4 protein-coding genes are annotated in these 6,763 nt (G+C 57.0%); 1 reads left to right on the plus strand and 3 read right to left on the minus strand.

From position 1 onward, the window contains the following. Positions 1-290 precede the first annotated feature (290 nt). Positions 291-812, plus strand: coding sequence for a hypothetical protein (locus J0I64_RS21475; RefSeq protein WP_291412138.1), 522 nt, complete (start codon positions 291-293; stop codon positions 810-812). Positions 813-994: 182 nt separating this feature from the next. On the opposite strand, the gene J0I64_RS21480 is transcribed toward J0I64_RS21475, so the two are convergent. The 3 genes from J0I64_RS21480 to J0I64_RS21490 form a co-directional block, all read right to left on the minus strand. Beyond that, positions 995-4,195, minus strand: a complete 3,201-nt coding sequence (locus J0I64_RS21480) for a type I restriction endonuclease subunit R (protein WP_291412140.1) — start codon at positions 4,193-4,195, stop codon at positions 995-997. Positions 4,196-4,198: 3 nt separating this feature from the next. Further along, a complete protein-coding gene (locus tag J0I64_RS21485) occupies positions 4,199-5,458 on the minus strand; it encodes a restriction endonuclease subunit S (RefSeq protein ID WP_291412142.1) in 1,260 nt (419 codons plus the stop codon). After that, the coding region (locus J0I64_RS21490) for a class I SAM-dependent DNA methyltransferase (RefSeq protein WP_291412145.1) at positions 5,455-6,763 on the minus strand (1,309 nt) is incomplete at its 5' end. The genes J0I64_RS21485 and J0I64_RS21490, both read right to left, overlap by 4 nt.

The raw sequence follows: 6,763 nt of genomic DNA on the forward strand, positions 1-6,763 counted from the left end.
TTCCCCTCGCTGACCCAGTCGGAGATATCCCAAGTCGTCCATGTGTCTCAGCCTCTGGTCAGCCGGATACTGAAGCAGCGAGACGAGAACATCAAACAGCTCAGAGACAAGCGGAAAGAGCCACTCTCAGACCTTCCTCGGGGCACTGCCAGATACTCCGGTCTATTACCCATGACTATAACACCGGGTGCTTATTGCGATCCGGGCTTCGACTCGCGACGGAAAACGCCTATAAGCGACCTATAAGTGCCTCTTTACGCCTATCCTGCCCCGTGCTAGAGTCGCCTGTAATGGAACTAAAAGGCACTGAAATGCACGGCGAAGGTAAAATCTACGTCCCTATATCCAAGGACCTCTATAACGATATTGTTCGGTTCAGCGATGGCCAGATAAGGCCGGAGACTGTGGCTGAAGACCTTCTTCTGCGATGGGTGGCAGACTCGGCTCAAGCAGGAGACGAACATTGGGGTAAAAGGAAAGAGGAAGTTCTGGGTAAGTACGCCACCGCAAACGTCATAGTGGACTGGGCTATCCCCTTGGTATGGAAGGGTCTGAACTTCCCCGAGGGGACGGAGGTCCGAATGTCTTACGGCGGCTCTGACTATTTTGCAAAAGTCATGAACGGTAAGGTCGTTGATCGGGATGGGAGCTTCAGTCCCTCCGAATGGGCCTCGAAGATCGCACAGGGAACATCCCGGAACGCTTGGCGAGATCTCTGGCTTAGACTCCCGGGTGCCCCCAACTGGGTTCAAGCCACCCAATTCCGGTCAAGAAGTGAAAACGAGCCTCACGCTTTCCGATCTACAATCTAAAGCGCTTCTATCGCTGGACAGGCTGGTGGCCCATATGACGACACCCTTGAGGCAAAAGGTCGAAAGCCTTGATCTCGGATGGAAACGCACTAGTCGCCCGGGCGGCAATATCTGATGCGGCAGCGGCGCCCTCAGCGGGGCTCCTGATCGCGGTGTCACTTGGGATCCGTTCGCAGCCCCCACTATGAAGGACGTTGTCCCGCGTACCTCTCAAAGACCCATTGGTAAGTGCGTTCGACCTTCTCATCGAAAACTCCTTGGCCGTAGGCCCGGGGAAGGCCGTCGTCGTAGAGCTGCTGAATCGTGGCCTTCACAGCGGCCTTTGCGCGTTCCTTGAGACGCCAATCAAGGACCAGTTTCTCGGCCTTGAGTTTGTCCAACAGGGACTTGGCCACGCGCTTCACCAGGTCCTCATCTTCCGGTCCGAGCTTCGGCTCGGGCTTGGTCAGGATGTCGAAGATCGCCAATTCTTCTTCCGAAAGGCCCGCCCGGATGGCGCGTTGATCTTCGGTGTTCATGTCGCCGACCAGCGACAGCAACTGGTTGAAGAAGTCCGCTGCGGTGAGGCTTCCGGCGTTATACTGGGCAACCAAAGACTCGAAGCGCTCCACCAGCCCACGGCGGGTTGGATTGCGGCGAGCCATCTCTTCAAGCCGGTCCTCAACAGCGCGGCGAAGGCGCTGTGTTTCAGTCCGTTGGCGATTTCCAGTGTCGAACATCGCTCTCAGGCGTTCGATGTCCAGCCGCGACAGATCGAAAAGACCAGTGGTGTCACCGTCCTGACGAATGGGCGCGGTGATCTCTACGCCGGCAATCGAGGTGTCGAGGAGGGCTTCGATCCTGGCCGAAACGTCGGTGATGTCGGGGCGTTCGGCGAGGGAGCGAATACGCTCAGCGATGACTTCGATAGCCGCCGATACCCTCCGATGGGGTTCCGCCCGGGCATCCGGCAGGACGGCCTTGAACGTCGACCAGACGTTGGCAGATAGGGCCAAGAAGGTGCGACGTTCGGGGTCAGTACCATTAAGGGCCTCGACCGCGTCCCCAAGGCGCTTCAATCGGTCAAAACCCGTGACCTCCAGGATGGCACCAGGATCAACGCCCCGGGCCTGGCAGAAAGCCGCCGCTTGTTCGATGGCCTGAACAAGGTCCTCGATGAGGGCGGACTTGTCTTCGATTGGCTTGGTGGTGCTGGCGCCGCCGACCGCATATATCGCGAGCGCCTTCTCCAAATTGCGGAAGATGCCAACGTAGTCGACGATAAGACCGGCCTTTTTTCCGGGAGCGTTGCGGTTAGCCCGGGCAATGGTTTGCATCAGGGTGTGGTTCTTCATCGGCTTGTCGAGATAGATGGTCGAACAAGTCGGCACGTCAAAGCCGGTGATCCACATGGCGCAGACGAAGACTAGACGCAGAGGGTCGCTTCCCTTCTTGAACTTTTCGTCCAGGTCGTCTTCGTTCATCCGTCTCCTGTGACCGCGAATGTTGAGGCCCTTGGCCTCCATGTCGGCAATCTCGTTTTGGCCCTGGCTAACCACCACAGCCATATCGGTCTCACGCATGAAGGCAATAGCTGCCGCTTGCGCCTCGCGCTGGTCCTCTGACGTCGATGCGAGGGCTTTCTCGCGTCGGGCAATTTCTGCGTCCCAGGCAAGTCGAACCTTGTCATACATCCTGATCGCCGTCGCCTTGTCGATGGCCACGAACATCGCCTTGCCGCGATATCCGCGACCTACGAAATGACGAACCAAGTCTTCGGCGATCCGGTCCAGCCGGTCCTCGCGGGTGATCAGATGATACTGAGTGCCGAGGCGCCTTTCGAGTTCCCGTTCCTGATCCTCATCCAAGTCGGCTTCTTCGATGACAGCGTCCAGGTCATCGGCAAAACTATCGTTGGCGAACTCCAGTTCAGGGATGCGATTCTCGTAGTAGAGCGGCACCGTTGCGCCGTCCTCGGTCGACTGCTGGTAAGTATAGGTCGAGACGTATTCGCCAAAGACATCGCGGGTCTTCTCTTCCCCGGCCATAAGAGGCGTCCCGGTGAACCCGATAAATGCAGCATTGGGCAGCGCACGGCGCATGTTGGCCGCCAGCGTGTCGTATTGCGACCGATGGGCTTCATCGGCAATGACGATGATGTCTGACCGTTCGGACAGGACGGGAAAGGTCTCACCTTTGGCCGTTCCGAACTTGTGGATCAGGGTGAACACATAGCGCTCGTTGCCCCTGAGGAGCGACTTCAAGTGTTCCTTGGATCCTGCTCTAACTTCCCGCACATCCTTGGTGACCACGCCACAGGCGGCAAAGACATCGGAAATCTGCTTGTCGAGTTCCTCGCGGTCGGTGACGATCACGAAAGTCCAGGCCCCCGGAATTGTGCGCAGGACCTTCCGCGTGAAGGTCAACATGGACAGGCTCTTACCCGAGCCTTGGGTATGCCAGAAGACGCCTAGTTTGCCTTGGTTCTCACCAAGTTCAACGACCGCCTGAACCGCTTTGTTCACTCCGAGGAACTGGTGGTTTTGGGCTAGCTTCTTGACCAGGCCGTCCTTGGTTTCCTCGAAAATCAGGAAGTTTTCAACGAGGTCGATCAGGCGCTCTGGAGTGGCTGCGGCCCGAAGCGCGGTTTCTAGCGACACGCGTCCCGGCTCGGTCTCATCATCGATCCGCTTCCACTCCTTGTAGGTGTCCCACGGTGCGTATGCCGAGGCACCGATCCGTGCGTCCAGGCCGTTGGAGAGCAAAAGGAAACCGTTTGGTTGAAAGAGCTGAGGGATGCTGTCGCGGTAGTCGCGGACATTATCTTGATACGCATCCTCAATCCGCCTGTGGCCCGCCTTCAGTTCCACAAAGAATAATGGCACCCCGTTGACGAAGCCAATCAGGTCGGTGCGACGACGGTGAAGCTCGCCAGCAATCCAAACCTGGGAGATGAGGGTGAACTCGTTCCTAGGGAGCTCGCGCCAGTCGATAACCCTGACCCTCTCCTTGGCCATGTTGCCGTGTTCGTCGCGGTATTCGACATCGACCCCGTCGCGTACAAGCTCAAGCACTTCTCGGTTTGCCGCAACCGGGACCATCGACGCACGATCTTGCGCCAGCTTGTCGAATGCAAAGTCCAGCGCGTCCTGAGGTAATTCCGGATTTAGCCGAGCGAGGGCGCTGCGGAGAGGCTTGGTTAGATAGGGGTCGCGCAGCGTGTCGCGGAACTGTGAGCCTTCAGCGCCGAAAGTCTCATCAAAGAGATTGAAGTGAGTCCAGCCGAGGCTCTCCAGAAGCTCGATAGCGGGCTTCTCGACCAGCCCGTCCTCGGAAAAGCCGGTCAGGGTGGCACGTGTGTCCTCAGGAAAGCCGTACAGGATGTCCTTCGGGTTATCGGCCATCAGCTATTCCGCCGCCTCGACAAAGGCCTCTTCAGCAGTCGCGACGTCGATCTCGCCGGAAATAAGTTTGGGAAGCAGAAGGTCTCGAGCAGCGCGAAGTCGAACATTCTGATCAGCTAAGACCCGAACATGTTCAAGCAGCGGCTCAGCAACTTCTGCGAATTTGCGAAGCAATTCTGCCGGTGGCAAAGGAAGCTCGTAGCCTTTCAAGGCATCGACCCGAACCCGTTGTCGACCGTCCGCGCCACCCATGGATTTGATTGCCACCGCCCTAAACGACTCAGATCGCGCAAGCAGGTAGACAAAGGAGGATGGAGCACCCTTTCCGCGCATCACTGTAAATTCTGTAGATCCAAACGCCGTTTCTTTGGCGTTCAGAAAATTTACCAATCCGGTTTTTCCATTCTCCAGGCAGGGAGTGATGCGGGCAAAGAGTGTATCGCCATTCTGAAATTTGGAGCCCGCGTTGCCTGCGCGGGTTTCCCAATAAGATATCACCGAGGAGGAGGTATCCAGGGCGTCCATCGGAACAAAGCGCTTCATGCCTTCCTTTGGAACCTTGGTGCGCGGATCAAAATCAATAATTTCGTCGGCGCGAACGGTTGGCCATTCTACTGGTGCCGTCCCTATTTCTGTCTCGTTCAAAGGTATGTCGTCGGTACCAGGAAAGCGGAAGCGAACGAACCAATCAACGAATAACCGTCGCGCCATCTCTTCAAGGATCGCAATGCGTCGTCGATTGTTTAGGTATAGCTCGTCATACGATGCTAATATTGAACCGACCCGTTGCTGTGTGGTCAGATCAGGAAGTCGAATCTTGAGCCTCTCCGCGTCGGGCACACGGATATGCTCGACGGTCGCCCCAGACCCAGCCGCTCTGATTTGCGCCTGTAGCTCGGGTCCCATCAGACTGTACAAGAGAAAGTTTGCATCCAGCTTCAGCGGATTGGCCCGGTAAGACATTAGGCGTTGGCCCAAGAACACGGTCTCGTCATCCCGCAGCATACCTACTTCGCCAAGCGGCGCCTCACGGGTGAGAATTACGTCGCCTTTTCTCGGAACCTCTCGCCTCGTCCATCTCTCGAATGTGTCGCCGCTGACGAAACGGCAATTAATGGTGTCCACATAACCATTCCGAACGTTGGTTGTCCGAAGCATTTTGTAGGGAGTAACGCCGTCGGCGACGGGGGCCGTTTTGTTGACGCAATCGACGATGCTTTCGCAAATTTCGTTCAGCCCGGTCAATGGCCAGAGCTCGATCATGACAGAAGCTCAGAAACATTGCGAGCAAGGGTCGACTGGAGCCGCGTGGCTTCAATGTTCAACGCTTCCAGCTCCTCGTGCAGCTCTTCCAGTTTCTCGCGGAAATCCTCATCTTCGCGTTCGCCGGGAGCTACCCCCACGTAGCGACCGGGGTTCAGTGACCAGCCCTGACGCTCGATTTCAGAACGGTCCGCGCTGAAGCACAGACCGGGAATATTGCAATATGCTAAGCTTGGGAACCGTTGTTCTAGCCATGCTTTGGACTGAGTGAAAAACTCCGGCTGCTCGCCGCGCCAAAGGCGCACGATATTTGACAGAGCCTCGATCTGCTCTTCGGTGAAATCGCGATGTGCTCGGTCGATCTGGCGAAAGATGTGCCGGGCATCGAGGAACAGCACCTCATCTGACCTTGGTCCTGTCGCTTTGCCCTTGTCGAAGAACCACAGGGTGCATGGAAGAGTCACGGTTAAGAAAAAGTTCGTACCAATCGAAACAATGACATCCACCCCGCCGCCTTCGATCAGTTTCCTACGGATTTCTTGTTCAGTGCCCCGCGCATCTGCTGCTGAGTTCGCCATGACAAAGCCAGCTCGGCCGGCTTCGCTCAGGCGAGACCAGAAGAACTGAATCCAGAGGTAGTTTGCGTTGTCGGCGCTGGGTACCCCAAAGGGGAAGCGATTGGCCACGTCCAGCAGCTTGCTCTTGTCCAGCTCTTTCACATTAAACGGAGGGTTGGCCATGACGAAGTCGAAGCCACCAGGTCCCTCGTAGAGCCCGTCCTTGTTCTTCTTCGGCATCACCTCTTCAAACAGAGGGTCACGGTAGGTGTCGCCGTCTAGGATTTTGCCCGAGAGACCATGTACGGCAAGGTTCATTTGGGCCAGGCGCCAGGTCTCACGGGTGCGCTCGACGCCGTAGATGGAAAGTTCTTTGTCGGGTTCGCGTTGGTGGCGCCTCACGAAGTCCGCGGAATGCACAAACATGCCGCCAGAGCCACAGGCCGGGTCGAGAATGCGCCCATGAAATGGTTCGATGATTTCGACGATCAGGCGCACGATGGACGAGGGGGTGTAGAACTCACCGCCCTTCTGCATGGTCTCCTTGGCGAAATTGCCCATGAAGTACTCATAGACATGGCCAAAGGCGTCACCGCTGATTGAAAGTGGCTGCAGCTCGCGAAGCAGCTCCACCAGAACGTCATCGGGGATTGCCTGGTAGGTCTTCGGGAGTACGTCGGTTAGCTCCGGGTTCTTCGCCTCAATCTCGCGCATTGCGGTGGTCAGGGCCCGGCCAAGGTTTGAACCT

The organism is Devosia sp. (assembly GCF_017307565.1).
Taxonomy (GTDB): Bacteria; Pseudomonadota; Alphaproteobacteria; order Rhizobiales; family Devosiaceae; genus Devosia.

What these genes read in the sequence shown, in the direction of transcription:
- J0I64_RS21485 (WP_291412142.1), bottom strand. Translation starts at nt 5,458, where the DNA reads ATGATCGAGCTCTGGCCATTGACCGGGCTGAACGAAATTTGCGAAAGC.
- J0I64_RS21475 (WP_291412138.1), top strand. Translation starts at nt 291, where the DNA reads ATGGAACTAAAAGGCACTGAAATGCACGGCGAAGGTAAAATCTACGTC.
- J0I64_RS21480 (WP_291412140.1), bottom strand. Translation starts at nt 4,195, where the DNA reads ATGGCCGATAACCCGAAGGACATCCTGTACGGCTTTCCTGAGGACACA.